Annotated in this window: 22 protein-coding genes and 5 tRNA genes; 19 read left to right on the plus strand and 8 right to left on the minus strand. The window is 52.0% G+C overall.

What is annotated here, in order from left to right:
- Window positions 1-23: 23 nt before the first annotated feature.
- The 10 genes from ACRQU7_RS03620 to ACRQU7_RS03665 all read left to right on the plus strand — a co-directional run bounded on the left by ACRQU7_RS03620 (window position 24) and on the right by ACRQU7_RS03665 (window position 5,707).
- Window positions 24-542, plus strand: a complete 519-nt coding sequence (locus ACRQU7_RS03620) for a CvpA family protein (RefSeq protein ID WP_185741223.1) — start codon at window positions 24-26, stop codon at window positions 540-542.
- Between the two features lie 16 nt (window positions 543-558).
- Window positions 559-1,170, plus strand: a complete 612-nt coding sequence (locus ACRQU7_RS03625; RefSeq protein WP_038322581.1) for a CDP-alcohol phosphatidyltransferase family protein — start codon at window positions 559-561, stop codon at window positions 1,168-1,170.
- 64 nt (window positions 1,171-1,234) lie between these two features.
- Window positions 1,235-3,523 carry an ATP-dependent Clp protease ATP-binding subunit gene (locus tag ACRQU7_RS03630; protein WP_038322887.1) on the plus strand — a complete coding sequence of 763 codons (2,289 nt, stop codon included), beginning with the start codon at window positions 1,235-1,237 and terminating at the stop codon, window positions 3,521-3,523.
- Between the two features lie 82 nt (window positions 3,524-3,605).
- Window positions 3,606-3,679: transfer RNA gene (locus ACRQU7_RS03635), tRNA-Gly, on the plus strand.
- A 9-nt stretch (window positions 3,680-3,688) separates the two neighbouring features.
- Window positions 3,689-3,765: transfer RNA gene (locus ACRQU7_RS03640), tRNA-Arg, on the plus strand.
- A 6-nt stretch (window positions 3,766-3,771) separates the two neighbouring features.
- A tRNA-His gene (locus tag ACRQU7_RS03645) sits at window positions 3,772-3,848 on the plus strand.
- 47 nt (window positions 3,849-3,895) lie between these two features.
- Window positions 3,896-3,971, plus strand: a tRNA-Gln gene (locus ACRQU7_RS03650).
- Between the two features lie 88 nt (window positions 3,972-4,059).
- Window positions 4,060-4,135: transfer RNA gene (locus ACRQU7_RS03655), tRNA-Lys, on the plus strand.
- A 306-nt stretch (window positions 4,136-4,441) separates the two neighbouring features.
- Window positions 4,442-5,383: a hypothetical protein gene (locus ACRQU7_RS03660; RefSeq protein WP_444643784.1), complete on the plus strand. Its 942-nt coding sequence runs from the start codon at window positions 4,442-4,444 to the stop codon at window positions 5,381-5,383.
- Window positions 5,384-5,416: 33 nt separating this feature from the next.
- Window positions 5,417-5,707, plus strand: coding sequence for a GIY-YIG nuclease family protein (locus ACRQU7_RS03665; RefSeq protein ID WP_141827185.1), 291 nt, complete (start codon window positions 5,417-5,419; stop codon window positions 5,705-5,707).
- Here the strand turns inward: ACRQU7_RS03665 and ACRQU7_RS03670 are convergent.
- Window positions 5,644-6,852 (minus strand): alpha/beta hydrolase, encoded by a 1,209-nt coding sequence (locus ACRQU7_RS03670; RefSeq protein WP_444643786.1) that lies wholly within the window; start codon window positions 6,850-6,852, stop codon window positions 5,644-5,646. The two genes, ACRQU7_RS03665 and ACRQU7_RS03670, sit on opposite strands and share 64 nt — an antisense overlap.
- 149 nt (window positions 6,853-7,001) lie before the next feature.
- On the opposite strand from ACRQU7_RS03670, the gene ACRQU7_RS03675 reads away from it, so the two are divergent.
- The 6 genes from ACRQU7_RS03675 to ACRQU7_RS03700 all read left to right on the plus strand — a co-directional run bounded on the left by ACRQU7_RS03675 (window position 7,002) and on the right by ACRQU7_RS03700 (window position 14,758).
- On the plus strand, window positions 7,002-7,694 hold the full coding sequence (locus tag ACRQU7_RS03675) for a TetR/AcrR family transcriptional regulator (RefSeq protein WP_444643788.1): 693 nt from the start codon (window positions 7,002-7,004) through the stop codon (window positions 7,692-7,694).
- Between the two features lie 92 nt (window positions 7,695-7,786).
- Complete coding sequence (locus tag ACRQU7_RS03680; RefSeq protein WP_444643790.1) at window positions 7,787-8,248, plus strand: GNAT family N-acetyltransferase; 462 nt, start codon at window positions 7,787-7,789, stop codon at window positions 8,246-8,248.
- Between the two features lie 137 nt (window positions 8,249-8,385).
- A complete protein-coding gene (locus ACRQU7_RS03685) occupies window positions 8,386-9,000 on the plus strand; it encodes a TetR/AcrR family transcriptional regulator (protein WP_444643792.1) in 615 nt (204 codons plus the stop codon).
- 61 nt (window positions 9,001-9,061) lie between these two features.
- A complete protein-coding gene (locus ACRQU7_RS03690) occupies window positions 9,062-10,828 on the plus strand; it encodes an ABC transporter ATP-binding protein (RefSeq protein WP_444643794.1) in 1,767 nt (588 codons plus the stop codon).
- Window positions 10,822-12,549 (plus strand): ABC transporter ATP-binding protein, encoded by a 1,728-nt coding sequence (locus tag ACRQU7_RS03695; protein ID WP_444643796.1) that lies wholly within the window; start codon window positions 10,822-10,824, stop codon window positions 12,547-12,549. The genes ACRQU7_RS03690 and ACRQU7_RS03695 overlap by 7 nt, the downstream gene beginning before the upstream one ends.
- Window positions 12,550-12,739: 190 nt before the next feature.
- Complete coding sequence (locus ACRQU7_RS03700) at window positions 12,740-14,758, plus strand: ATP-binding protein (protein ID WP_444643798.1); 2,019 nt, start codon at window positions 12,740-12,742, stop codon at window positions 14,756-14,758.
- Here ACRQU7_RS03700 and ACRQU7_RS03705 read toward each other — a convergent pair.
- Window positions 14,739-15,425 carry a response regulator transcription factor gene (locus ACRQU7_RS03705; protein ID WP_444643800.1) on the minus strand — a complete coding sequence of 229 codons (687 nt, stop codon included), beginning with the start codon at window positions 15,423-15,425 and terminating at the stop codon, window positions 14,739-14,741. The genes ACRQU7_RS03700 and ACRQU7_RS03705 overlap by 20 nt on opposite strands.
- A 181-nt stretch (window positions 15,426-15,606) precedes the next feature.
- Between ACRQU7_RS03705 and ACRQU7_RS03710 the strand changes: the two genes are divergently transcribed.
- From ACRQU7_RS03710 to ACRQU7_RS03720, 3 genes are all read left to right on the plus strand, one after another.
- Window positions 15,607-15,855 (plus strand): hypothetical protein, encoded by a 249-nt coding sequence (locus ACRQU7_RS03710; protein ID WP_444643802.1) that lies wholly within the window; start codon window positions 15,607-15,609, stop codon window positions 15,853-15,855.
- Window positions 15,856-15,871: 16 nt separating this feature from the next.
- A complete protein-coding gene (locus tag ACRQU7_RS03715) occupies window positions 15,872-18,403 on the plus strand; it encodes an MBG domain-containing protein (protein WP_444643804.1) in 2,532 nt (843 codons plus the stop codon).
- 83 nt (window positions 18,404-18,486) lie between these two features.
- Window positions 18,487-18,807 carry a hypothetical protein gene (locus ACRQU7_RS03720; RefSeq protein WP_444643806.1) on the plus strand — a complete coding sequence of 107 codons (321 nt, stop codon included), beginning with the start codon at window positions 18,487-18,489 and terminating at the stop codon, window positions 18,805-18,807.
- Window positions 18,808-19,130: 323 nt separating this feature from the next.
- Here ACRQU7_RS03720 and ACRQU7_RS03725 read toward each other — a convergent pair whose 3' ends face one another.
- The 6 genes from ACRQU7_RS03725 to ACRQU7_RS03750 all read right to left on the minus strand — a co-directional run bounded on the left by ACRQU7_RS03725 (window position 19,131) and on the right by ACRQU7_RS03750 (window position 25,279).
- Window positions 19,131-20,516: a CitMHS family transporter gene (locus ACRQU7_RS03725; protein ID WP_444643808.1), complete on the minus strand. Its 1,386-nt coding sequence runs from the start codon at window positions 20,514-20,516 to the stop codon at window positions 19,131-19,133.
- A 207-nt stretch (window positions 20,517-20,723) separates the two neighbouring features.
- The gene (locus ACRQU7_RS03730; protein ID WP_444643810.1) at window positions 20,724-21,344 is read right to left on the minus strand and encodes a class II aldolase/adducin family protein; all 621 of its coding nucleotides are present in this window, start codon (window positions 21,342-21,344) and stop codon (window positions 20,724-20,726) included.
- 2 nt (window positions 21,345-21,346) lie between these two features.
- Window positions 21,347-22,612 carry a 3-oxo-tetronate kinase gene (gene otnK, locus ACRQU7_RS03735; protein ID WP_444643812.1) on the minus strand — a complete coding sequence of 422 codons (1,266 nt, stop codon included), beginning with the start codon at window positions 22,610-22,612 and terminating at the stop codon, window positions 21,347-21,349.
- 32 nt (window positions 22,613-22,644) lie between these two features.
- Window positions 22,645-23,298, minus strand: a complete 654-nt coding sequence (locus ACRQU7_RS03740; RefSeq protein ID WP_444643814.1) for an aspartate/glutamate racemase family protein — start codon at window positions 23,296-23,298, stop codon at window positions 22,645-22,647.
- A gap of 53 nt (window positions 23,299-23,351) precedes the next feature.
- Window positions 23,352-24,161: a sugar phosphate isomerase/epimerase family protein gene (locus ACRQU7_RS03745; protein ID WP_444643816.1), complete on the minus strand. Its 810-nt coding sequence runs from the start codon at window positions 24,159-24,161 to the stop codon at window positions 23,352-23,354.
- A 125-nt stretch (window positions 24,162-24,286) separates the two neighbouring features.
- The gene (locus ACRQU7_RS03750; RefSeq protein WP_444643818.1) at window positions 24,287-25,279 is read right to left on the minus strand and encodes a 4-hydroxythreonine-4-phosphate dehydrogenase PdxA; all 993 of its coding nucleotides are present in this window, start codon (window positions 25,277-25,279) and stop codon (window positions 24,287-24,289) included.
- Window positions 25,280-25,375 lie beyond the last annotated feature (96 nt).

Raw genomic sequence — 25,375 nt, forward strand, 5'->3', positions numbered from 1 at the left:
CATATGGGTCATGGAGGCAGAAATTGGGCACAATATTGGATGTGACTTTTTGCGTAATAGCCTTGTGTTTTGTGATTTCAGGCTTTAAAATAGGGTTTGTCCGGTCGCTGGTGGGATTGGTTGGTTCCATTTTTGCCATTGCCGCCGCAATTGTGCTGTCCAATTACCTGACAGGCGCAATCTGCCTTTATCTTGCCAAGCTGAGCCCGGTGACGGTGTTTGGCCGCGCGGCCGTCAAGATCATATCGATCCTGGTACTTTTTGTGATCCTTCAGCTTTTGGTTCAAATGGTTTCCCGCGCACTGGACGCCGTTTTCAGCCTGCCGCTCCTGCACGGGGTCAATTCCCTGCTCGGCGGCGTGTTCGGACTGGTCAAGGGCGCGGTGGCCGTGGTGGTTCTTTGTGCCGTTCTGCAGCTTTCCCTTCCGTTCCTTACGGCAAAATTCCCGCAGATTAACGAGAAGGAAATCACACAGTCCAATATTTACAAGTATGTATATATTCATAATCCGGTATATTTACTGTACCAGGCGGAAATTTAGAACGAGGTAACTATGAATGAAAAATAGGAACAAGAATATTAATATACCAAACGGACTGTCGGTTTTGCGCATCATTTTGATCGCTCCGTTCGTTTATTATTTTATGCGGAACGAACTGCTGCAGGCTGCGGTTGTGCTGATTGTTTCCGGCCTTACCGACATGTTCGACGGAATCATCGCGCGCAAATTCAACCAGTTCACGGAGCTGGGGCAGATGCTTGACCCCCTTGCCGACAAGATGACGCAGGGCGCGGTCGCGATTTGCCTTGCCGTTGAAGAGCCGGTTCTGATTCCGCTTCTGGGAATCTTCGTTCTGAAGGAAGCCGTCATGGTGATTGCCGCCTGTTTCTTAATTAAGAAGAACAAAAGGCCCGGCGGTTCCAAATGGTACGGTAAGGTTGCGACAACCCTGTTTTATGTCTCCTTTGCCGTGATCGTGGCAATGAAGGGAATCTGGAAAATTCAGGACCTGACCGTGACGATTATTCTGCTTTCCATTACCGCCGCGTTTATGATCTACGCTTTTGTCCAATATTTTAAAATGTATCTTTCCATCCTGAATTCCAACGATCCGAAGGATACCATGAACCTGGATGAGCTGATGGATAAGAAATCAACCAGAAAATAACTTGGAAAACAACTTGATGATTGTTATATATTTATTTTTGAAAGAGAAGAAGTGATGGATGCCTATGATGTGTTCGAGATGCCATAAAAGGCCGGCGGTTGTGTTTATCTCACCGACGGTAAATTCCAAAGAGAGCCAGGGTCTCTGCCTTGTCTGTGCCAAGGAGCTCGGCATTAAGCCGGTCAATGATCTGATGGAGAAAATGGGAATTACCGAGGAACAGATGGAGGCAATGGAGTCGGAACTGAATGAATTGATGGCCGCCAATGCGGATGGCACGGAAGAGGAGGACAGCGGTGACGACGGCTTTGTGCCGGGTGGGGCCGCGACTTTTCCTTTTCTTCAGAATATTTTCTCCGGCAATGAAAGCAGCCCGGAAAAGGTTCAGAATAACGAACCGGTTAAAAAGGACAGACGGGAAAAAAGAAAGACCAAACGCAAGCATCTGGACGCCTATTGCACCAATCTGACCGCAAAGGCGCAGGCGGGTGAGATCGACAACATCGTCGGCCGAGACAAGGAAATTTCCCGTGTGATCCAGATCCTGAGCCGCCGCACGAAAAACAATCCCTGCCTGATCGGGGAACCGGGCGTCGGAAAAACCGCCGTGGCGGAGGGCCTTGCCCTTCGTATCGCGAAGGGGACCGTCCCCGCAAGGCTGATGAGGAAAGAAATCCATCTGTTGGATTTAACGGCTCTGGTTGCCGGAACGCAGTTCCGCGGCCAGTTTGAAAGCCGCATCAAGGGTCTTGTGGACGAGGTGAAGGCGGAAGGGAATATTATACTGTTTATCGACGAGGTGCACAACCTTGTCGGCACAGGCGACGCGGAGGGCTCCATGAACGCCGCCAATATCCTGAAGCCGGCGCTCTCAAGAGGCGAAATACAGGTGATCGGCGCGACAACGTTTGTGGAATACCGCAAATACATTGAAAAGGACGCCGCCCTGGAAAGGCGTTTCCAACCCGTTACCATAGCGGAACCCTCCGTAGAGGAGACCGTAGACGTGCTGATGGGCATCAAATCCTATTATGAGACGTATCATCGGGTTCGCGTGCCGGAGCAGATTGTGCGCAAGGCCGCGGTCCTTTCCGAGCGGTATATCAATGACCGTTTTCTGCCGGATAAGGCCATCGATCTTCTGGACGAGGCGTGCGCCTGTGCCGCGCTGAGAAATATTCCCATGGCGGATTATGATTCGGCCAACTTTGAACTGGAAAAGCTAAAGGAGCGTGAGGAAGAGCTCACGGCGGACGACGTTCAGCCGGATTATGAAAAGCTGGCTGAGGTGCGCACCGAGATTTCCAGACTGGAAGATAAAACGAGACAGCTGGCCCCCCTGGCGCTGGGAGCCGAGGTAGAGGAAAAAGACATCGCGCGCGTGATCGAGCTCTGGACCGGGATCCCCGCGAGCAGGATTCAGGAAAATGAGCTGAAAAAGCTGGCGGATATCGAGGGCGTTTTAAATTCGAAGGTTATCGGGCAGCAGGAAGCGGTAAAAGCTGTTTCGGCGGCGATCCGCCGCAGCAGGGTGCAGATCAGTCCCCGCCGCAGGCCTGCGTCTTTTATCTTTGTAGGTCCCACCGGCGTGGGAAAAACCGAGCTGGTCAAGGTGCTGTCAAAAGAGCTGTTTGACACGCCGGAGACGCTGATTCGGCTGGATATGTCCGAATTTATGGAGAAGCATTCGGTGTCCCGCATTATCGGCTCGCCGCCGGGTTATGTCGGCTACGACGAGGCCGGTCAGGTCACGGAGAAGGTCCGCCGCCGTCCGTACTCGGTTCTGCTGTTTGATGAAATTGAAAAGGCGCATCCGGACGTGATGAACATCCTTCTGCAGATTCTGGATGAAGGCCGCATTACCGACGCGCACGGCCGCACCGTCAACTTTGAAAATACCGTCCTCGTCATGACTTCCAACGCGGGCAGCGAAAAGAAGGAAGGTACGCTGGGATTTGCAAAGAGTGCCTCCGACGTCACCCGTGAAAAGGCGATGAAAGCCCTCTCGGACTTTCTGCGCCCGGAGTTTTTGAGCAGGGTGGATGAGATCATTGTGTTCCGTGCGCTCAGTGTGGATGATTTTGAGGCCATTTCCCATCTGATGCTGAATGAGTACGTCGATTCCCTGAAGGAACGCGGCATCCGGCTGATTTATGACGATAAGGCCACCCATTATCTTGCGCAGCACGCCTTTGGCGGCAAGAGCGGAGCCAGGGACCTGAGAAACCTGATCCGCCGCCAGGTGGAGGATAAAATTGCTTCGCTGATCGTGGAAAATTACGGCGATACGGTCACCGGCATTGCCGTGACGGCGGATGAAAAAGATGGGATTATTCTGGATGTTTTGAAATAAATTTTAAAAATTTGGAGGAACGGTCAATAACGTGTTGACATTTGCCACTGAACTATGCTACAATAATAGCCGTCGCTAAAATGCGAGTGTAGTTCAGTGGTAGAACTCCAGCCTTCCAAGCTGGTCGTGTGGGTTCGATTCCCATCACTCGCTCCATGGGTATAAGCGCCAATAGCTCAGCTGGATAGAGCAACTGCCTTCTAAGCAGTAGGTCAGGGGTTCGAGTCCCTTTTGGCGCGCCATATATGGTGGATGTAGCTTAGCTGGTTAAAGCGCCAGTTTGTGGCACTGGAGATCGTGGGTTCGAATCCCATCTTCCACCCCATTTAAAAATTGGCGCGGAGCAGAGCTGAGTCGTTCCGCGCTTCATATTGGGCTGTAGCCAAGGGGTAAGGCAACGGACTTTGACTCCGTCATTCCGTAGGTTCAAATCCTGCCAGCCCAGCCAATAGGGCCTGTCTGCGGGCGTTGTACGCGGACAGGCATTTGTTATTGACATTAGCTTCCAAAGCTGATATAATATACAAGCTGTTTATGAATCATTAGCTCAGTCGGTAGAGCACTTGACTTTTAATCAAGGTGTCCGGGGTTCGAATCCCCGATGGTTCACCAAAATAAAAGAGCACCCGCAGGGGTGCTCTTTTATTTTGCTTGCTTTTATTCTTTTCAAGTGGTTAAACCCCACTTTTATGTCGTAAAAGTGTCGTACTAAAAAATCAGGGGAAATATAGTGTTGGTACCATAAACATGATATAATTATAAGGAAAAATAAAATAAAAATTCAGAGAAGCAATTCATTTCATTCGTGCTCACAGGCACCTGAGATGCCCATGGCAGCGTCAAGGGAAAATATCTCGGCCGCCTGCGGCGCACAGGTCCGAGCACGCTCAACTTTTATTAGACTTGGAAGGTGTAAGAATGGATTCTATGATAAACGAGAAAATACGGTTGGCTCAGCAAGGGATCGCGCGACTGCATAAGATTGACGCCATGCTGCGGGATCTGCAAAATGAACAGTCCCAATTAGGCCTCAAGGTTGCCGGGCTCAAGGCTGCTCTGGAAAAAGAAAACTACGATGTCGTTAAGCTGGAAGACAGAAGGATTGCCTCTGCATTTTATTCCCTGTTCGGAAAGCTGGAAGAGCATGTTGAAAAAGAGCAGGCGGAAGCCCTTGCTGCGAAGCTCAAATACGATCAGGCCATCAGAGATCTGGAGAATATAAAATATCAGATTTCAAAACTTTCCGTGGAACGGCTGAATTATGTGAATTGTCAGCACGATTTCGATACTCTCTATGCCGATAAAAAAGAACAGATCATGAAAGACGGCGGTAAATCCGCCCAAAGGATTCTGGAACTGTCAACCCAAATAAGCAGTGCAAAAATAAATCTGAAAGAAATCAGGGAGGCAATATCCGCCGGTAAGGAAGCGCTGGCGAGCCTGGATCGGATTCAAAGCAGCCTTGACCATGCCGAAGGCTGGGGAACTTGGGATCTTCTTGGCGGCGGGCTGATCTCCGACCTTGCGAAGCATTCCCATATTGACGACGCAAAAGAGGAAACCGAAAACGCGCAGCGGCTGTTACGGCAATTTCACGCCGAGTTGGCCGACGTTCAAATCCATTCCGACATTCATATTGAAACGGGCGGCTTTGCAAAATTCGCGGACTTTTTCTTTGACGGATTGATTTCCGATTGGTTTATGCAGTCGAAAATCAACCAGTCGCAGGAAAGCGTTTTCCGTGTACAGAGCCAGGTCCATGACACCGTACACCGGCTTGAATCAATGGAATCCCAGGTAGAATCCAACATTGAAAAAATGGAAGCGGAAACAGAAAGTCTGATTATTACCGCACAATGAGAATCCTTTTGTCTGGGGGGCCGTAAGCCGACGATGGAAAATGGAAAAGCGGATCAATATTATACATACATGCTGCTCTGCTCGGATGGTACGATCTACAGCGGCTATACGACCGACCCGTATCGGCGCGCCGCCGTACATAACCGTGGAAAAGGCGCAAAATATACCCGTTCAAGATTGCCGGTTACGCTGGTCTATCAGGAAAGCTTTGCTACAAAAAGCGAAGCTCTCAGGCGGGAAGCTGTGCTGAAAAAGCTGAATCATGCCGAGAAGATCGCGCTGATTGGGCGTGCCGGTTCGAGCCCGTCCACCGGCGCCGTCTGACCGATCCAATTAAGTACCACTTCCGCTGCAAGTCCGACATTCCCGAGCTGGCAGTGATTCCCTGCATTTTCTTTTGCGGTAAACATTCGCGCCGTCAAAGAGCGGACGTTTGTCAGAGCGGCAATTTGTTCAGTTAACTGGTGAACAGGCACATAATGATCGTCCTGTCCTGCGAGCAGAAGAACATCCTGTGTAATGAGCGGCGAAACCTCCGCCGTGTTATAGGACAGGGTCTTGCGGAGGAAATCATAAGGGGAGTCGCTTCCCATCACGTGCATCCCCTGCCTGATGCCCCACTCCACTACAAGACTTTTTTTCATCATCAGGTCGACGGCCGTATTGATTTCCAAACGCCTGCCGTGCATGACAGCGTATCGTGCTTTTTCGCGCAAGGAATCATCCATCTGGCGCAGCAGCACTTCAAAAAGGTCCGCAAGAACATCGAAGGCAATCACTCTTTTTACCCTTTTCTCATAGGCGGCGGCCCTCAGCGCCAGGCAGCCGCCAAGGGATAAACCAATCAGGGTGACATCATTGAGTTTGAAATAATCAAGAAGGGTATGGACTGGCTTTTCCCATTCGGGAATCATCGGCATGCTGCATTCTTCCAGCACTGTTCCCTGGCCGGGACCATCAAAGGCAATCGTATCATAACCGGCGTCTTTCAAAACCAGAAGCATGCGCATGAACTCTTCAATGTAACCGTCAAACCCGTTGCAGACAACGATAGTCCCTTTGGGGGACGGAGGCGTAAAACGATAGGCTGAGAGATAACCGCTGTTATAAGGAATCCGGTATTTCTGATCATCTGTAATGCCATAATAAGCATTGTTCAGTGAAAGAAACCGGTGGCGCAGCTCCTGTTTCTGTGCATCGCTTTCCGGGACGAAAAACTCGGCTCCACGGAAATACAGGGCGGCTTTCAGCTTTTCGTCCCGGTCCAGCGCCTGATTACCAAGGCGTGTGAACGACGCGATCAAATCTTCGTAAGAACGGATAGACGGACTTGCGGCCTGCATTTCCTCTCGCATCGTTTCGTCGTTTGACCAGTTGTAAAACCGGTTCATTTGAAAATTGACGCTTACGTCCGGATGCATCTGAAAAACTCCGACAGGAAAGTCTTTAGTCGTCCGTTTTTTATCCATAATATCGGCCTCCTTTAAAATTTTACATCCAAAGTATAAGCGTAAAATCGGGTCGCCGCAATGATTGATCCGTATGCGAATGTAGCTTATACGATATACAGGCGAAAAGTGTAGATTCCGATAAAAGATGATAGACAGGTGGGATGAAAATGTCCAGTGAACAGGATCTGCGTGTAACGAAAACCCTGACGTTTATAAGAAACTCCTTTATAGAGCTGATGGATGAAAAGGGGTTCCGCAATCTTACCGTAAATGATATTGCAGACAAGGCAATGATCAGCCGTTCGACTTTTTACCTGCATTATGCCGATAAGTATGAACTGCTGAATAAAGTGACGGATGAAGCGATCTTATCCATATTAAACCTGGTGGAGCCTGAAGAGCATATTGTCCACGGAAGTTTGAATTACGATGGCTTTCGGGAAAATCTGAATGCTATCTTTCATTCGATCGAAAAAGATTCTTTGCTTTATAGACTCATTTTAAATGATAACGAACATTTGGGACTTTGCAGAAAGTGCGAAGATGTCCTGAAAACCAGGTTGGAAGAAAGCTTTGAAGGAGAGATTCAGGTTTCAAGAGATTTGTTCTTTGAATTGATGGCCTCTTTCTATATTTCGATGGCAAGATGGTGGCTGAATCACGAAATGAAGTACTCACCGTCGTTTTTGGCAAAAGAGATGGTGAATTTTCTGACCGTCGTACCATGCAACCTAATTGGGATCACCACAGAAGATTCCAGTCCCTCAAATATTTCCACGCAGGCTGCAGGAGATAAGACGGATAGGAGAACGAAGCCGCAGAATAGAGCGGCGGATAAAATGGTCATTGATTCAAAATAAAAACGGAACCGGAAGGAAACGCTGTGCTGGTAAAGGCAGGGGAGTAAAACGCACATGAGAAGTATCAAAAACAGGAATTTGATGAGGTAATTATGATACTGCGGGAGTATAAACCGATTAACTGCGCGACTATGGCAGAGCTGTTTTATGATACTGTGCACACCATCAATGCAGGGGATTACACAAATGAGCAGCTTAATGCATGGGCAACAGGAAATATTGATCTGGAAGCATGGAATTGTTCTTTTTTGGAGCATGACACCTTGATTGCAGAGACAGACGGTAAAATTGTGGGCTTTGCAGACATGGAGAAAACCGGTTATCTGGACAGGCTTTATGTCCATAAGGATTATCAGCGCAGAGGTATCGCCACCGCGCTGATAAACGAGTTGGAACAGCGTGCCGGAAAAGCCGGTTTATTTAATTTTGAGACCTATGCATCGATTACTGCCAAACCTTTTTTTGAAAAACAAGGTTATACAGTTGACTCAGAGAATAAAGTTATCCGAAATGGCATTACATTAATAAATTATAAAATGATGAAACACTGCTAAACTCCAATTGCCTGTCAGGACATGCAGTAGCAGCTGCGTCTCTTCTTATGGCCTGTAAATACTTATGGTTGACAGCCTATCTTGGTTATGATATACTGTGAACGTTGTTAGCTAACAGTGTTCACAAGGAGAAAATTATGCCGAAGAGCAAAACGGAAAGCCACCCTAAAATTATTTTGGCTGCGAAAGAAGAGTTCCTGAAAAAGGGCTTTGAGCAGGCGTCCCTGCGGGACATTGCTGCCAAAGCCGGCATGAGTGCAGCAGGACTCTACCGGCATTTTGCTGATAAGGAAGCGCTGTTCGCCGCTTTGGTGGACCCGTTGCTTAATCAGCTTGATGGGGTCTACGACTCTATCCGGAAGCGGGACTATGAATACCTGAAAGCCGGTTCTCTGGACGAAATGTGGAGAGACAGTGCTGAAATCCGTTATTTTCTGGATCTGATTTACGGCCATTTTGAGGAATTCAAGCTTTTGCTCTGCTGCTCTTCCGGGACAAAGTACGAAAATTTCATTCACGACTTTGTAATGCTTGAACAAAAAGAAACGCTGGAATACATGGAAGCCGCCCGGAAGAGGGGAATTCCCGTCCGTGAAATAGAGCCGCGGGAACTGCATCTTTTGCTCAGCGCCTATGCCGCCGCGATTTTTGAAGTAGTTGTGCACGATTTTTCAAAAGAAGAAGCTGCGCATTATCTTTTAACGCTGCAGGCATTTTTCTATCCCGGCTGGCGGGCTGTTCTGGGGCTGTAATCCGCAGCCCTATTTCTTTTACATATTAGTTAGCCGTTGCTAACTGGATTGGAGGTGCTATATGAACGAAAAACAGGAAAACCCAATCAGATACCTCTTCCGGTTTGTGGGAGAGGAAAAAGGAAGGATGACAATCTCCGTGATCCTGGCAACCCTGGGGGAATTGTTCGGGATGCTGCCGTTTCTGGCGGCGGCCATGCTTGCCAACGAGGTGTACGCCGGCACGGCAACCGTAAAAAGCGCGCTGCTGTGGGCGGGAGGCGCCGCGTTGGGGATTATGATGCGCACATTTTTATGCACCAAATCCTCGGCAAAAAGCCACCGGATTGCGTTCACTATTTTAAGGAATATCCGTCGTTCCATTGCCGATAAGATGCGCCGTGTACCGCTTGGTATTATGCTGGAGACTCCGTCCGGGGTTTACAAAACCCTGATGGTCGACAACGTGGGCAAGCTGGAGGACTCCATCGCCCACATCATCCCGGAAACGCCCTCGCAGGTTGCGGCAATGGCATCCAGCCTGATTTTAATTTTCGTGCTGGACTGGCGGATGGGGCTTGCGTCCCTTATCACCCTGCCGCTTTCCGTCCCTTCCATTTTCGGGATGATGCGCGGATATGGTGAAAAGATGAAAACATACCTGCGCTCCGGCAACGAGATGAATGCGGCGCTGGTGGAATATGTGGGCGGCATTCAGGTAATCAAGGCTTTTGGAAGAACCGGGACTTCGTTTGGCAAATTTTCCGATGCGGTGGACTTTTTCCACGACAGCACGCTGGACTGGTGGCGTCAGTGCTGGTTCTGGATGGCGGTGGTCAAGGCGATTCTCCCTTCTACGCTGCTGGGATGCCTGCCGGTTGGCGCTCTGCTGTATATGCACGGTAAGATTACGTTGCCGGTTTTCATCGCCTGTATCGTAATCCCCATCGGCTTTATCGCGCCGTTCATGAAGCTGGCCTTCGGCAGTGAACAGCTGACCACCATCGCGGCGAACCTGAAGCCGATCCGGGAGTTTTTTGCCGCGTCGGAGCAGGTGCGCCCCGAAGAACGCGTGACGCTTTGCGACAACTCCTATTCGTTTGAAAATGTCTCTTTTTCCTATGACGCTTCCAAGGAAGTGCTGCACGGCGTCTCGTTCCGGACACAGCCCGGAACGATGACAGCGATCGTAGGGCCCTCCGGTTCGGGAAAATCCACCATTGCCAAGCTGATGGCCGGATTCTGGGACGCTACGGGCGGTACGGTGCACTACGGCGGCAAGGACATTCAGGAAATACCGTTTGACCAAATGATGGAGGAAATCGGCTATGTGGCACAGGATAATTTTCTGTTTGATAAATCCATCCGGGAAAATATCCGCATCGGCAATCCGAAGGCTTCCGATGCGGAAGTGGAGGCCGCGGCAAAGGCGGCCAACTGCCACAGTTTTATTTTGCAGCTTCCTCATGGTTACGATACGCGGGCCGGGGATGCGGGGGACCGCCTCTCCGGCGGGGAACGCCAGCGTATTACCATTGCGCGGGCGATGCTGAAAAAATCCTCCGTGGTCATTCTGGACGAAGCCACCGCCTATGCCGATCCGGAAAGCGAAGCTCAGATCCAGCAGGCGGTGGGGCGGCTGGTACGGGGGAAAACGCTGATCGTGGTAGCGCACCGGCTGTCCACCATCCGAAACGCCCATCAGATCCTGGTTGTGGACCGGGGAAAGATTGTCGGACGGGGGACGCAGTCCGAGCTCCTCCAGAATTGCCCGCTGTACAAAACCATGTGGGAAGAACATATCGGCGCTGCGGATTTCAAGCAGGAGAGGAGTGAGGCGTTATGCTGAACATGATCAGACGGATTCTTAAAATTTCCGGCCGCCATCAGTCAAAAATTCTACTGGGTATCTTCCTGAACTTTTTAAAAAGCATCTCCATGGCCATGATGCTGTTTGCCGTTTACGTGGTCGTGGATCATCTGAACGCATTGACCCCACGGGTAATCTGGACCGCGGTGGGGATTCTGCTGGGGAGCGTTGCCGGACGGTTCCTGTTTCAGTGGCTGATGGATATCTGCATGAGCGCCAAAGGCTTTGACATGTTCCGGGATTACCGTCTGGCGATTGGGGAACGGATGCGCAAGGCCCCCTTGGGTTATTTCTCCGAGCAGCGCCTCGGCAGCATCCAGACGGTGCTGACTTCCACGGTAACAGAGCTGGAGCAGTATTCCATGCTGGCCATCACCGACCTGACCGGCGGGGTTCTCATGACGCTGGTGATGATGATATTCTTCCTGTTTTACAACCCGATCTTTGCGCTGGTAACGCTGGCAGGGCTCTGCGTCGGCATGCTGGTACTGCACATCATTCAGTCCGTAGCCGGCAAACAGACGCCCAGAGTCCTGGCGGCACAGGAAAACATGACCACACAGGCGCTGGAATATGTGCGCGGCATATCGGTGCTGCGCGCCTTTTCCCAGGCGGACGGAAGCGAGGGCGCGGTATATGAATCCTTTGACCGCAAACGTCAGGCCGACTTGGACCAGGAATACGCGTCCCTTCCTCTTCTGAAGATTTATCAGGCGGTCTACAAAGTGACCGGCTGTGCGCTGATGTTCACGGCAGCCGCCTTATATCTGGCAGGCAGCATCACACTGACCTACTGCCTGATGTTTATTGTCAGCGCCTTCCTGGTCTACTCCGAAATGGAACAGATGGGCGACGGTGCGTTTCTTGCCCGGAAAATCACAACCGAATTGAACCGTCTGGAGGCTGTGACGGATATGCCGGAGATGGATACCAGTATACAAGTTTTGCAACCGCGAAACTTTGATATCGAGCTTCGGAATATCTCCTTCGGCTACGACGACCGCCGGATCATAAACGATGTCTCTTTGAAGGTTCCTCAGGGAACCACCTGTGCCATCGTCGGGCCGTCCGGCTCCGGCAAGACTACCCTCTGCAATCTGATTGCGAGATTCTGGGATGTGCAGGAAGGACAGGTGTTGGTCGGCGGTCAGAACGCAAAAGGCTATACGGTTGACAGCTTGATACGGTACATCAGCATGGTGTTCCAGAACGTGTATTTATTCCACGATACTATCGAGAACAACATCCGCTTCGGCAATCCGGACGCTACCCACGAGCAAGTAGTGGAAGCGGCCGGACGCGCCCGGTGTCATGAGTTTATTTCCGCCCTACCGCAGGGCTATGATACAATGGTCGGGGAAGGCGGCTCCACTTTGTCCGGCGGAGAAAAGCAGAGAATCTCCATAGCGCGTGCAATTCTGAAGGATGCTCCCATTATTATTCTGGATGAGGCCACCTCCAGCGTGGACCCGGAAAACGAATTCCAACTGCTGGCCGCGATCCGGGAGCTCACGAAAGGGAAAACTTTGATTTCCATTGCTCACCGGCTGACTACCGTGCGGGATGCGGATCAGATTCTGGTGGTGGAAGACGGCCGGATTACCCAGCGCGGAACGCATACCGAACTGATGGCGCAGCAAGGCACCTACCGGAAATTCCTGAAAATGCGGTCGGAAGCAATCGGGTGGGAACTGTCCTGAACAAAGGCAGTTAAAAGGAAAAATTTATATGTAGCGGTAAGACTTTATGCATTAAATGGATTTCTTCCAGTGAAAGCAAATCGGCACAATCCACTGAAAATCGTATCGAAAAACAAAAATAATCGAAATTTCTTTTTGCCGTCCTCTATGGTATACTGATAGCGGAAAATGATGCAAAGGAGGGCGTGCCATGCCAAACAACGAAAAGACCTTTCATCACGTTTGGGGTATCATACATAGATACAAGCGATCTTTCATCGTGCTGGCAGCCCTGCTCACCGTTCTTGCCATGATGGCGCTGATCCGGATTCCCCGAACCGCTTCCGTCGTGACCGTGCCGGAAAAGAACGGTGTGTACGACTTAAGGGAGCTTTCCGCGCTGAAAAGCTCCTCCGTGCGCCTTCCGGCGCCCTCCAAATACTATCCGGGCCTCTACCTTTCTCCGGACAGCGCGGACACCGCCGTTCCCAAAAGCATTGCCGGATATGAGCAGGACAGGGCCGACTATCTTTCCCAGCGCTTCGTCCTGTTGATGCCGGATACCAGCGATACTTACACGCTTACCTTCACGCTGTCCGGCCGCCATGCCATGCGCGTCTACGTCAATGGCTGGCCGGCCGGACAGACAGGCACACTCGGAACCGCGAAACAGAATACCGAGGTCTGGGAAAACAACATCACCGTTCATGCTTCCGCCGTGAACGGCAGGATGGATATCATCCTTCACAGCGCCCAGTTTTATCATGCCCGCGGCGGCGCCGGTCTGGCGGCGCTCACTGTACAAAGCAGCAGCCTTGACAAACCGCGCTTTACCGATTCCGAAGCCGGATTTTTTGTGGGAGGAGCACTCGTGTGCGCGGCGGTGCTGCTGCTGAGCGTGTACCTGTTTCTCTCACGCACAAAGGCGACCTTTTATTTCGCCGCCGCGTGTCTGGTCATGGCGCTGCGGGAGTTCGTCCAGAGCCAGGCTTGGATCTATTTTCCCGTAAACGGCAATCTTGTTTTTATGCTCGAATATATGAGCGTGGTGCTGCTGACTGTCTTTCTGTGTCTCTATCTGCGGCAATACGCATCCACCCGCCCCTTGCGGGCGATATGTTACGCGGCGGTCGCCGGTTCGCTGGCATACGGCCTGCTGCTCCTGCTGGCCGATTCCGTCGTCTACACGCGCCTGCTGATTGTCTACCAGCTTCTGCTCATCGCAGTGATCGTTCCCGGCATCGCCGGCCTGTTCCGGACGATACGAAAGCCGGACAGGGAGCAGTCCGCCATGCTGTACGGCACCGCCGTGTTTTATCTTGCGGCGCTGGCCGATATCCTCATGTCAAACCACCTGTTGGGCAGCGGGCACGGCGTCACCGTTTCGGAAACGGCCATGCTGGTTTTTGTGGTGGCTCAGACGGTATCCCTGTTTCTGATGAACAGCCGGGTGCTGGCGGAATCCAGAGAATCGGAGCGGAAGCTGGCTGCGGAAAAGACCGCGCTGGAGAGCCTTGACCGGATGAAGACGGAGTTCTTGGGCAATGTTTCCCACGAGTTGAAAACGCCCCTCACCGTCATGTCCGGCTATGCGCAGACCTCTAAGCAGCTTACTGAGCAGATGTCTGTACCACAGGCAGACGAGGTATCCCGCCGGATGACCCTGATTTCCTCCGAAGCGGAGCGGCTCTCGCTGATGGTGGGGCAGATTCTGGACGTGACCCGGATGGAGGAAGGCCGTATGGTCATGGAGCCGGTGCGCTGCCATCTGGATGAAATCATTCATGCCGCAGTGAAAACCCATTATCCCATGCTCAACAAGAATCAGAATCGCCTGGAAATCCGGATTGAACCGGGACTTCCCGACATTTGCGCCGATCCCGCGCGAATTTCACAGGTGATCGTCAACCTGATTTCCAACGCGGTCCGCTTTACCACGGAAGGCGTCATTACCATATCTGCGGAACAAAAAGAAAATCAGCTTGTTGTCTGTGTTTCAGATACCGGCGTCGGCGTCGCTCCGGAGCGGCTTCCCCGCCTGTTTGAGCGCTACGGCGGAAAACAAAAATCCGGCGGCGGTCAGGATACCGGCACCGGACTTGGATTATATATCTGTAAGCATATTGTGGATCAGCACGGCGGAACCATTTGGCTGGAGAGCGAAGAAGGCAGAGGTACCTCTGTTTTCTTCACCCTGCCGTATTTAACGGCTAATACCGTACCTTGTTGAAAATATATTCGCTTTTTCCCGTGCTGACCAGCTCAAACCAGCCGTTATCGTCCAGCCTCAGCTTTTTTCTGAGATTCGCCACATGGGTTTTGATGGTTCCGGCAGCGCCGAGCGACATTTCCCCCCATGCCCGGCGGTAAATCTCTTCAAAGCTCAGCCGTTGCCCGGCAAAAAGGGCAAAGCAGCCCAGAAGCTGCAGTTCCTTCAGCGTAAGGGGAATATGCTCCCCGTCCAGCACGGCTTCCCCCGCCAGAAAATCAACCGTCAGCGGCGGCAGCTCGATTTTACCGGCCGACAGCACGCCGTTTCTGCGAAGCTGCGCCGCCACGTGGGCACTCAGTACATTCAAATCATAAGGCTTGGTGATGTAATCGTCCCCGCCCTGTAAAAGCCCTTTCACCACGCTCTCATTTTCATTCCTGCACGTCAGGAAGATGATGGGGGCGTTTGTTTTTTGCCGCAGCTCGGCGCAGAAGTCGAAACCGGAGCCGTCCGGCATCATCACATCCAGCAAAATCAGGTCGGGGGCGTGCTCCTCCAGAAAAAAGCGCGCCTTGGCAAGCGTGGGGGCGCAGACGACCTCATAGCCCTTTCCCTCAAAATATTCCCGGTTGATTTCCAGAACGTCGGCTTCGTCCTCTATCAGCAAAAGCTTTGCTCTTTTCATTGTTCCACCCCCTGAAGTCATCACGAGTTTACCATATTTTATGTAAAAAAGAAATACCGCAGACTTTTTTTCGGAAAACGGATAAGATTTCTTAACCTTTCGCACAGAGGAAAATTTTTCTGCTACGCTTAAACTGTACCGGAGTATGACGGAAAGCCCGGTGGAAATGAGGTGATACTCTGTGGCGCAAATCATCCGGGTGGACATTTTGGACGGTCAGATGCTGGACATTGAGCTGAGCAACGGACATCTGATTCTGTTCGATATGCGGCGTCTGATGGAAACCGACCGCTCCTACGGCTCTTTGCGGAATCTTGAGGTTCTTCCCCGCCCGGACACCGACGGGCAAGGCGTTTTCTGGCGCGGAGGCCCCCGGCTTTCGCTTGAAACAATTATGGACCTGCTGAATCGGCAGGATTACCTTGACTGAGGAGGAAGCAATCAACATGAAATTGACGATGAGGAAATTTTTGAGTGTTCTGTTCACCGCCTGCATGGTGGTGAACCTGCTGTCTTGTACGGTATACGCCGCCGACGGCACACAGGATGCCGGAGAGATTCCCGCCCCGGTATCTGCCGGGGAAGGCGCGTCCGGCTCCGGGACGGGGGATGTGCGTGATTCCGGGGAAGGTACGCCCGGTTCCGGGGCTGCGGATACCGAACAGCCCGAAAGCCCAAAGACGGGGGAGGCTCCGGATTCCGGGGAGGTTCCCGTACCCGACGGCGGGGAAGCCGGAATGGCGCGGACCGCGGGCGCCCCGACCGGCTCTGGAACCATTACCGTTACGCAGCCGCCGGAGGATCAGAGCGTCACGTTCGCGTTCGGCCATACGGTTACGTTTACCGTTGAAGCATCTGCGACAAACGGAGCGGCGGTGCACTATGAGTGGCACTGGGCATTCAGTGGAGGAGATGTAGGGGATTCCACGAATGATACTCCATCCTTTACCATAACAGGTCTGAACCCCGGAAGTTATGAAATATACTGTAAGCTCACGGCGGAAGGTTGCGATTCCGTAACCAGTGAACGCGCAACACTCACGGTCGACAAAATGGACTATGATGGGGAAAGGCAGGGAGCATACTCCGTATTTTCCAATCAGGCTACGGATCATATATCGTACCCTCTGCCCGATCTCCCCATGGGCGGTATGGAATATGCAGTAACCGAAAACTACGGCAGTGGGCTGATTGCCTCCCTCCCTTCTGTGCGCTGTGACACGAACACAGGTGACTGGTACTTGGAATTCAGCACCACCAGCCAGGCGGTCAACACCTCCGAGGACATTACTCTGAGCATTGACGGAAAAGGCTTCTATGAAGACAGCTCCTTTACGCTGACGGTAACCGCCAGAGACACGCTGGAAATTCCGATTTCCATAACGGGAGCGGACGCGGTTTACACTGGAAACGGACAGAAGGGCTACGATACGGAGCCGGTTGCCCCCGGACTGCAGCCGAACGAACTTGCCTACCGCTATACGGGACGGAACGGGACCGTGTACCCCGACAGCGCCGACCCGCCGGTTAACGCCGGGGATTATACGGTGACCGTATCGGTGAACAAGACGGGTTACACCGGGTCGGACTCCGCTGATTTTTCCATTGCAAAAAAACCGGTTTCCGTAATGGCGCCGGATATCTATATCACACGCGGGTACTCGCTCTCCCTCCTCGAAGAGATGAATGATTTTATATACTACGTGGGCTTCCTAGGAACAGATAATGGGGATAACTGCCTTGAAACCCGGGCGGCGTTACATCTGAATGTCGCCGACAGCAGCCGGGTGGGAGACTATCCAATCGATTACGCACCGGAAGCGGTACTGAACGCGAGAGGAAACGCTAACTACACGCTGGCCCATGTCCCCGCCACGCTCTTCATCCAATCCCTCCTGACCGACGTGCTGAGCGTTAACCTGCCCTCCCCGGTCATCGACCTCGTCAACGGAACCGTTTCCGGGACGACTCCTGCGGATACAAGCTCGTTCACTTTTTCGGCGACCGTTCCGAGCGGTTCCGGTTGGAAGCTTTACCGCGACGAGGCCTGCACGCAGGAAATCGCCGACCACACGCTTTCCCTCGCGGTAGGGCGCAATCCGTTTTATCTCAAGGTAACGTATCAAATTGTGACGGATATGACCAGAACTTATTCCGTAATCATCACGCGGAGTGCCTCCCCTTCTCCCAAGCCCGACCGTCCGAAGAAAGACACACCTTCTTCCGCGGCTCCAAGCGTTCCCACGGAGCCGGCCGTGAACCTTACCGGCGCGTCGCTGCCGGCGGGCGTGACCCAGGCGGTCCTTGCCGCCACGCAGCTGACCCCGGCCGGACTTCCCGCCGCTCAGAACGGAACACCGGGGGCCGCGAACCCGGACCCGCAGGCAGCGGCGGTTTACAGCGCGGCAGCGGCAGCCCCCGGGCTGAACATGATCGGCACGCCGCTTCTTTACAACCTGGATCTGCTGGACCAGAGCGGCAATCCGATTTCTTCCTTCACCGGCAGCGTCACGGTCAGAATTCCGCTTCCGGCGGGGCTGCCCGGTACGCCTCACGTGTTTCGCTATGAAAACGACGGAACCTTTACCGACATGGGCGCGGCCGTGGCCGACGGATTCCTCGTTTTCAGCACGACCCATTTCAGCTACTATGTGATCGCGGGAGTCGGAGATTCCTTTACGCTGGATACGACCAGCTACCGGATGCCCGCAAACGGCAAATACCAGATCGGCCTGAAGCTGACCGGAACCAAGGCGGCGTCGGTAAAGGTTTCCTCCACCGACGACAAAATCGCAGCAGCCGCAAAGCTTGCGAACGGAAATTATCTGGTCACGGGCAAAGGCGAGGGTACGGCGTGGATTCAGTTCGACGTATACGACCCCAAAAACAACCTGCTATCGCACGTCTCTGTTCGCGTCGACGTTGGAAACGAACTCCAGCCGCAAGGCGATTCCACCCGGCAGACCAGCGTTTTTTGAAATGCCTGTCCGCACGGAACGCATTCGTCCGCCGAACCGATGAATTCAGGCTGAAAACAGCCATAAAAGAAAGGGTGTTCTTTATGAATCAGGCAGTTATTATCGTCAGTGAAAAGCAGTCGCAGAGCGGCCAGAAGGAAAGGTCGAGCAACAACTTTACCCTTGCGGATTTTCATGAGGACGCAAGGCTCACCGTACGTGTGTACTACGATTACGATGAGGCGACACAGCGGGAAGCGGCCGATATCGTCTTCGATATCAAGGCCGACAGAACCGGTAAGGACCCGGTGGTACTGAGTGGAATTTCTTCCGGATACGTCATGGAAAACACACATCACAGGAATCTGTATATCGCGAATCCCCGGAATGCGGCGGAGTCCTTCACGGTTAAGATCTCCGTTTAAAAAAATCTCCCCGGCACGCTGCCTGCGCGCCGGGGAGATTTTAGCAAATTGAAAGGAAAAGCCTCCAGCCGTAGGATAGAGCTACGATTGGAGGTTTTTGTATGTCTGGAAAAGAGAAATGCTGTTAAAAAATCGAACAGAAATCAGGCGAGAGCATGAAAAAGGAAGCAGCACAGCACAGGAAAATATATTCGGGAACGGGGAAAGGCAGTTACCCGGACGGAAAACGGGGGGAAAGAAGCCTTCCGCCGATAATCCATTCCGGGTAAACAGTCTATCTATGTATTGTCATGAAAAGGTGTAAGCGGTTGATAGCGTCCGGATCACGGATGCAGGGTCACGGGCAGATATCCGGTCAAAACCGTCAGAACAATGAAACTGATGAAGATACCGATTGCCCATTTGGCGCCCTCTTTCTGCCAATCGCCGATTTCCAGTTCCGTCATACCGAGGAGCAGATAAATCCACGGGGTAAAAGGGCTTAAGAGATGGAAGGCTTGTCCCATCAGGGAAGCGACACCCATCTGGAAGTTGTTGAAGCCGTACTGTACGCCGGCGCGGGCCAGTACCGGAACAACCCCGTAGAAGAATGCGTCGTTTGAGAGGAAGAAACCGCCGGGGATAGAGACAAACGCAGAGATAAATGCCCAGTGCGGTCCAAACGAAGAAGGAATCACCTTGATCAGGCTGGCCGCCAGTGCGTCTGCCATGCCGGAGCCGGTGAACAGCCCGGCGAAAACGCCCGCACCCATAACGACGATAACCGTGAGAACCATTTCCGGTGCATTGTCGTGCAGTCTGGCCTTCTGCTGTTCAATCGACGGGTAGTTAACAACAAGTGCGATCACGCTGCCCACCAGGAAGATAAAGACAGGCTGGAATACGCCGGCAATCAGAAGAACCAGAACAAGCAGTGTGAGCAGTGCGTTGAAAAGCATCATCTTAGGACGCTTGATTTCGTCCTTTTCCTCCGAAGAAGAGGAGGTTAGTTCTTCAACATCAGCGTCGGTCAGCTTCTGGATTCCCAGACGCTTTCTTTCCTTGAGTCCCAGGTAATAGCATACGAACATCATGTATACAATGGCCACCGCCATGCCCGGTGCCAGTGCGTACAGCATTTCCTGCGGGTTAATGCCATCCAGAACGGACATAACGCGAGCCGTCGGGCTGCTCCAGGGAAGAATATTGAGGATGGTATTCATCAGGACCAGAATCACGCCCAGATACAGGCATTTCAGATTCAGTCTCTTATAAATCGGGACCAGAGCCGAGCAGCAGATCAGGGTGGTGGTTGTGCCGTCGCCGCTCAGGGAAACGATTGCCGTAATAACGCCGGTTCCTACGATTACCTTGAGGGGATCTCCCTTGGCAATCTTGATAACAGTTTTGGAAATCGGGTCAAACAGGCCGGTGTCCAGCATAAGGGAAAAGAACAGAATTGCGAAGAACATCATGAAAATGGTGGTCGAAGTTTTCGTCAGACCCTGCTGCACCCAGGTGCCCAGAAGTTTAAGCTGATCCATATAGGTTACTTCGCCAATGGCCATTTCATAGGTTTTGGCCGCTATTTCATTGTAAAGACCCGTAAATGTTCCTACGAAGGTAAAAACCAAAGGAATCAGCACGATTGCGGTAAATGGATGCATCTTTTTTTTCATGATCATAATCATGAAGATAATAATCATTAACCACGCTAAAACAGTAAGCATTTTTCTCCCCCTAATTTCTGTGCTTTATTTTAAGACATCAAAAGACTGTTTTGATTCCCGGTACCGAGCAGGATGGAAAGCCGGTTGACTCCTCCCTGAACCCTTATCCCCCTTTTCCTGCTTTTTCATACAACTCTAGAAATTCCACCGCTCGGAATTCTATTCCCACTCCGGACAGCCTTTTGTGCAAGGGTTACAAAGCTTTGCTCAGAAGTCCAGATTACTTCTGTCCTCTATATGGGCTAATCCTGAATGGCGCAGCTCCCACGCGATGTGAGCGTTTTCCTCCAGCTCCTCCAGCCCATAAAAAGCGGAAAACAAATCCGCAGCACCCACCACGGGGCCGTGATTTTGCAGCAGGTAGCCGCAGCGGTCGTCCAATACTTCGGAAAATGCCAGAAAGAGTTCCTTAGAACCCGGAGGGGCATAAGCAACCGATCCAATGTCTCCCACCTTCATGCGAAGATACGGCGTGTAGTGTGGGATGGCATTGCGTGCGTCCGACCGGCAGTAACAGGACCATAGGGTAGCGTAAAAGCTATGGGTGTGAATCACTGCTTTTACGTCGGGATTTTTTTTGTAAAACAGGGTGTGCAGAGGGTACTCTTTGCTGGGCTTGACTCCGTCAAGATGGTTCCCGTCAAGGTCAATGACAGAGAACATTTCCTGCGAAAGAGTGCCGAAGCAAGTTCCCGTTCCACTGATATATACCTTTCCTTCATGCAGAAAGCTCAGATTTGCTGTGGATCCAGACGTCTTTCCACGCTCAAAAAGGCTGTTTGCAATCCAAATCGCATCCTCTATTTTATCTAGCAGTATGCCCGTCATCTTTATTCCTCCACGGTTATTTTTAAAGCTCTCAAGAAGAAGTCCCGCTGACCAAAATTACCGGATTTCAAAACCAGACGAATCTGAGGGTGCTGCAGCGGGATCATGACCGGAACGCCCGGCGCAATGCTTTCCCCAATTCGATAAGCGTAATACCCCAGCGCTTTGGTAACTGCGCCGGAGGTTTCTCCGCCCGCGCAGATCAGCCGGGTGTAGCCCGCTTCTACGGCTCTGCGCACAAGCTCGGACATGGTATTTTCAAGAAAAGCGGCCTCATTGGCGCCGTCCGTTTCCTTTTCTGCCTGTCCGGTGCTTCCGGCACTGTAAATCAGGACGCTGGCACGCGGGGACTCCTGTACCTGATTCCAGATGCTGTCCACCGTCTGATCGCCGGAAAGCAGCATTCCAGCACGGACCATAATGCCGAAGCCGCCGTTTTCCAGATAGTGCCGAACCTGCCCCTGTGTAGCTACCGAGCAGCTTCCCGCCACAATGATCGCGGGGCCCTTGCTTCCGCCCAGCCTTGCCGACTGTTCCGCCGAGCCGCGGCTGTATTTTTCCGCAATGGGCTGCATCAGTCCGGAACCGCCGGTCAAAAGACGCAGATCACCAAAAAGGGATACGATTCGATCGGCGTCCGAATCGTTTACAAAGTCCGGTACCAGGTAAAAACGCGGATGATTTTCCGCGAAATCGGCTACTTTACGGCGGATTTCTTCGTCCGTCCCAGCCATGTCTTCGCTGCCGAGGACCAGACAGGGGTATTTGCTCTGCCCGCGCATCAGATTGGGAAGGTAGCTGTCCCACATAGGGGTTAGAGGATGGTTTTTCATACTGCTTTCAGAAAGCGGCGTTCCGTCCACAAACAGCGTACCGTTTTTTACTGTTCTTTTGTTGACCGGCAGGGAAGGGCACAGCACGGTGCCGGGAATATCGTATCGTTCCAGAACCGCGTCGCAGATCGGCCCGATATTGCCGGTTGGCGTGGAATCAAATGTGGAGCAATATTTCACATACAGCTGCTCAGCCCCTTTGCTTTTCAGCCATTCGGCCGCCTCTAGGGACTGTGAAACCGCAATGCCGACTTGCTCGGTGCGGGTTTTCAGCGCAATGACCGCCGCGGTCACGCCTTCCGGTATCGGCTGGTCGCTGTCCGGCACACCGCTGTAAAGAACTGTTTTCATGCCTCCCTTTACCAGAAAGGAGGCGGCGTCGCTGGCTCCCGTAAAATCGTCCGCAATACAGCCGAACGTTAATTTTTGTAGCATAGTTTTCCTCCACATAGTTAGGCTTCAGAGATTTATTTTAAAAGGTTTACGGCTGCTTCTACCGCACTTTTGGGGCTGGTCCAGAGCTTTGCGTGCTTCATGACGACCCCCTGTGCCGCTCTTGCCATGCTGATCTGTGCCAGCACAACATGGTCGTAGGAAGCGTCGAGTTCCGCAATTTTTTCATGGATAACCCTGTCGTGCGTCTCCGTGTCGGAAACCTGGGCGGCCTTAAACGCCTCCGGTACCACATACATGTCGACCGATTCCGCCTTTCCGTTTAAACGCTGGTATTTGAGAAACACAGATCTGGTCGTATCGACCGTACCGGTGAACGTACAGATAATCGCCGTTTTTCCGCCGCCCTTGGCGACTCCGTCCAGCATGGCGCCGTCCGGGCAGATGATGGGAACGGAGAGCAGTTCCGAAAATTTTTCCGCGTACGGTGAAAAAATTGTGCAGGTCATGATGATGCACTGAGCACCGTCCGCGCAGGCTTTTACCAGCATGTCAAACATGCGCCCCATGGATTCGTCCGTAATTACTCCGTTGTCTTTGCCCACCTTTTCCAGCAGGTAACTGTCCAGATAATTGACGACATGAACATCGGGATTCGTCTTGACCATATAGTCCACAATCGGATTCACCGCGTTCAGCGTGACACTGACCAGTGCAATTCTTTTCATTTGCGTAACCTCTTTTTTTAATTTCGTGTTCGGCTGCCCCGGCGTGTCTTGGCCTAAATCAGCTCTGCGAGGCTCGTCAGATTTTTAATGGATAATTCAGCGGCTTCTTTGCTGCTCGGGCTTTGCTTGATCTCCATAGAAAAAAAACCGCCGTAATGAATGTCACTGAAAGCCTTCAGAACGGAACCAAAGTCGATTTTTCCGCACCCGGGCGCTTTTCTGTCGGTGTCAGACAGGTGCACAAACCCGATTTGTCCGGCTGCCCTGCGGATGCTGCCGAATTGATTTTTTTCGGTCAGGTCCATATGAAAGGTATCTACCAGCAATTTCAGACGCTTGCTGTTTATTTGCTTTAACCATTCAAGAGATTCGTCAATAGTATTCAAATTATTTACGTTGTCATATTTTTGAGCCTCCATGACGATGGAACCCCCGGTTTTCTCACAGTACTCACAAAGCTTCAGAAAAATTTTGTCTCGCCGTTTGACTGTGCGCCCCGTTCCTTCCTGCAGATTTCCCCTGAGCTTTCCAATGCCCACGGGGGCCTGAAAGAGGGACGCCAGCTTGATCATCCGAAGGGTGCGATGAAAACTTCGTTCCCGAATTTCTTCATCTTCGGAAAGCAGATCGAGTTTGTCCTGCGCAAGCATCGGGCTTGTACCAAAGGAAACCACGGTCAGACCACTTTTAAAGAGCGAACTTTCCAGGCGGGAAATATCCAGATCGTCGGCGTCCCTCACCAGCAGCTCCACCCCGGTATATCCGGCCTGCCGGATAAAATCCAGATTTGTTTCAAAAGATCCTGTAAAGCCCATAAGCGGCACACTGCTGTCAGGGGCCGCGACAGGATAGGCAAGGTTCATTTTTTTCACCTGTTTTCTTATTTGATATTTTAGCCCGCATTCGGCATCCGGGACCTGTGCGGAGGGTTCTGGATGCGTAATCGGTGCCATATGCAAAAACGCTGGGAGGGCTGGGTCTGAAATGCTTATTTCGCCATGGCGCATACCAGCTTGTACGCGCTCTCCCATGCTCCGTGATTGGCAATGCCCTGGCCTGCAATGTTGTAGGCGGTGCCGTGGCTGCAGGTCGTTACGGGATAGGGAAGACCGCCCATGACGGTGGTTCCCTTGTCAAAGCCCTTCAGCTTCATAGCAATCTGTCCCTGATCGTGGAACAGAGTCACCGCGGAGTTGTAAACGCCGTTGAACAGATTGTAAAACAGAGTGTCCGCCGGATAAGGGCCTTCCACGTTGATTCCGGCTTGACGGGCTTTTTCTACGGCGGGGGCAATCACATTGATTTCTTCCATACCGCAGGTTCCGCCCTCGCCGGCGTGCGGATTGAATGCCGCGACCGCAATGTGCGGATTCTTAAATCCAGCGGATTTCTGCGCGTTGTTCAGCAGATTGATAGTGTCCATGATCCTGTCAACGGTCAGCGCTGCGCTGACGTCGGAAAGGGGGATGTGGCTGGTGACTCTGGCGGTCCAGACGTTGCCCAGAACACTCAGTTCACCTTTTTTTCCTTCATAGCCCATGAACCCGGCAACCAGATCAATTGCCCCGTTGAGCTTGAATCCCGATTTTTTCATCATTTTCTTGTTGTTCGGAGCAAAGCATACGCCATCAAAATGGTCCTGTATACAATGGTCCACTGCCTGCTTGACATTGAGTGCCGAATTCTTTCCGCAATCCAGAGAATCTTGTCCCATGGTGACGGCATATGCATCCAAAGCTTTTGTGTCCAGAAGAGCAATCCCGTCCATAGCGGCGGCTTCTTCCACGTTTGCGGCTTTTATGTATGGAAACTGTACACCGGCAATTTCCATACCTCTTTTCAGCTCCCTTTCGTCTGCGATGATAACAGCATGTCCGAACTCTTCCAGGACTCCGCTTGCTGCCGTTTTTGCTACGATTTCTGCTCCGATGCCCGCTGCATCCCCCAGTGCTACGCCGATAACCGGTTTTTTGTGATTCACATTCATCCTTCTGTTACTCGCTTTCTTAGTTTGTCGTTGTTTCTGTTCCTGAAAGAAAAACCCAATGATTCATACAACATTCTCTGAAATCCATTT

Origin of the sequence: Caproiciproducens puteiluti (assembly GCF_052442865.1) — a bacterium.
Classification (GTDB): Bacteria; Bacillota; Clostridia; order Oscillospirales; family Acutalibacteraceae; genus Caproiciproducens.